General features: G+C 38.3%; 3 protein-coding genes. All 3 read right to left on the bottom strand.

Going from position 1 to position 2331, the window contains the following annotated elements; all coding sequences use genetic code 11:
- Nucleotides 1-411: 411 nt before the first annotated feature.
- On the bottom strand, nucleotides 412-918 hold the full coding sequence (locus tag M891_RS24440; RefSeq protein WP_051417178.1) for a DUF1643 domain-containing protein: 507 nt from the start codon (nucleotides 916-918) through the stop codon (nucleotides 412-414).
- Between the two features lie 244 nt (nucleotides 919-1162).
- A complete protein-coding gene (locus M891_RS25165) occupies nucleotides 1163-1498 on the bottom strand; it encodes an HIT family protein (RefSeq protein ID WP_084628956.1) in 336 nt (111 codons plus the stop codon).
- Between the two features lie 263 nt (nucleotides 1499-1761).
- Nucleotides 1762-2331: hypothetical protein (locus M891_RS25635; protein WP_036701566.1), on the bottom strand; the 570-nt coding region annotated here is incomplete at its 5' end.

The following is a 2331-nucleotide window of genomic DNA, read 5'->3' as shown; positions in this document are numbered from 1 at the left end:
CTTTTATATACTTCTATGTATCCTCTTCATGATGTTTCATCGTTATTAACTCACGACTCTTACTGAACCAAGTCCTAGCTACTGCTTACTTCTTTTAGCCCTCTTCTCGTAGTCAACTAGATACCTTTGATCTGCTTCGTGTTATTCAGCTTTTCATTCCTTCCCACTTCTTCGACTAGACGATGGCAGATAACGTTATCGTATTCACGACGTCCGAGAGGCTTAAGGTGCGGAAGAGGATAAGCGAAGCGATCCACTGAACCGGCTGCGCAACGCGCAGTTAGCCTCTCGGATGTGTCCGGCTGATCCCGCTTCCCTGCTACTGAAATGCCTCACCGAATCCTCTTCGGACTCCTGGCCGGACCGAGGACGAACGCCCGATGCGTGAATACTGTGTTATGTGAAGTGGCACTACTCCCAAGAATAGTCTTCCAAGATAAAATTATTAATTCTACTTGGATGTCTTCCGATTCTCCCATCACTATCAATGAATCCCTTAACTTCAATATTTAAGTGTTGTAACACTTTCTTCACCTGTTCTTTGCGTTTCTTGTATTTGTCCTTTTCAATTCCCCATGCAATGATAACTAAATCAACATCATTTATTGATTCAAGAATATATTGATCGTTTAGATCGCCAACTGCATCTTTATTATTGGTTAAATACGAAGGATCAGTTGAAATAAAAGCGTATAAATTTACAATTCGTAATGAACCAAATTCATTGTCTATCAAGAAGTTCATTAGTTTACATACAGTGAGATCAGTTTTCAACTCATCTGCAAAACTAGGATTTATCATAATAATTGTTGCTTTCTTCTTCTTGTCATCCCAGACTCTTTCAAGAAGATATCTGTGTTTTCTAGTGTTTGAGAAGATCACTTTTGATTGAATAGTTGCCGTCCTTATTTCAATCACTAATATTCTCCTCCTTTAAAGTATTTGTGCCATTTCACATAACGTTGTTGCATTCACGAATCCGAGAGGCTTAAGTGAGCTTAGCGAACGGGTCGATAGACTTCGCCTCGCAGGAATTGTCCGCTGATTCTCTTCTCCGAAATCCCTCTTGCGGACCGAGGGGCAGCTTTAGCTGACCCGATGCGTGAATGCGGTGTTATATGATGCCTACGCCTTCTATGATCTACTTAACATATTATTCTTCTTAGTTCCTAACCTTTTTCCCATATGCTACATGCCAATGTAGATGTTTAGATTCTTGGTATTCACCTAGGTTAGTTACTATTCGGCAAGCTCCATGATTCGATATTATTGTCTTTGATACATGCGACACTACTTCCAGTAGTTCTATAAGTAATTGATGGTCTTCAGCATCCATAAGGCTTATCAGAGAATTAATATGCTTCTTTGGAATAACAACAATATGTACTTCGTAAAACGGACGTGTATGATGATACGCTAGTACATTATCAGTCTCTAAAACTTTATTTACTTCAATATTTCCACTCAACACTTCGTCACAATAAAAATCGTTCGTCAAAGTATCACCGCCTAATAAAATTGGAAATGCTCAGGCTGGTTCATAAATTTCTTCTGTGATTTAACATCTATGTTTAAATGTTTGCGTAGGTTTCATATAACGTTGTTGTGTTCACGAACCCGAGAACCTTAAGCCCCATCGGGGCGGCCGCGACGCGGTTAGGTTCGCAGGGTTGTCCGCCTGTTTAAGCTTCCTCGAAATGCCTCGGGCGGACCGAGCAGCCACCAGGCTGCGATGCGTGAATACGGTGTTAGACGAAGTTATCAATCTTCTTTGAACCAACTTTCTCGTATTCTCTTTTCAATAATATTTACTGATTTATTAATATGCTTCATTGCATGGTCTAGATACTCATTTGTCACTATAATCTCGTTATCGATTGTTTTAATTTGATCAGGCAATAGCTTTACTAATTCATCTCTTACCTTACCAGTGTTATGTGCAATTATATTTCTAATTAAGTATATTTCTTTTAAAGCAGTTTCTAATTCTTTCTCTAGCTTGATATTTAATTTTGCTTCGAGATAGTCCAAATATTCTTTTAATTTAAAATGACCTATTTTGTTCAATTCTTTACTTATCAGCAGACGTATAGGATCATCTAAATTACTAATCAGTTCTTCATATTTTATTGTTTCGCTGCTTTTTAGCATGGATGGACTCAGTTTAAAGAGTTCGCTAAATAAAGATGTAATATAAGTCTCAAATGCTCCCCATACAAAAACAACAAGTATTGAACCTGAATTTCGAAAGTATCGCTTCTTGAAAATATGAAAAGGGCTCCGAATCTTTGGTAGAATGGTGTTTACTTGGAACACTACACCCAAAGAGAG

Origin of the sequence: Paenibacillus sp. J14 (genome assembly GCF_000518465.1) — a bacterium.
Classification (GTDB): Bacteria; Bacillota; Bacilli; order Paenibacillales; family Paenibacillaceae; genus Fontibacillus; species Fontibacillus barengoltzii.
This window is presented reverse-complemented; position numbering and strand designations above follow the sequence as displayed.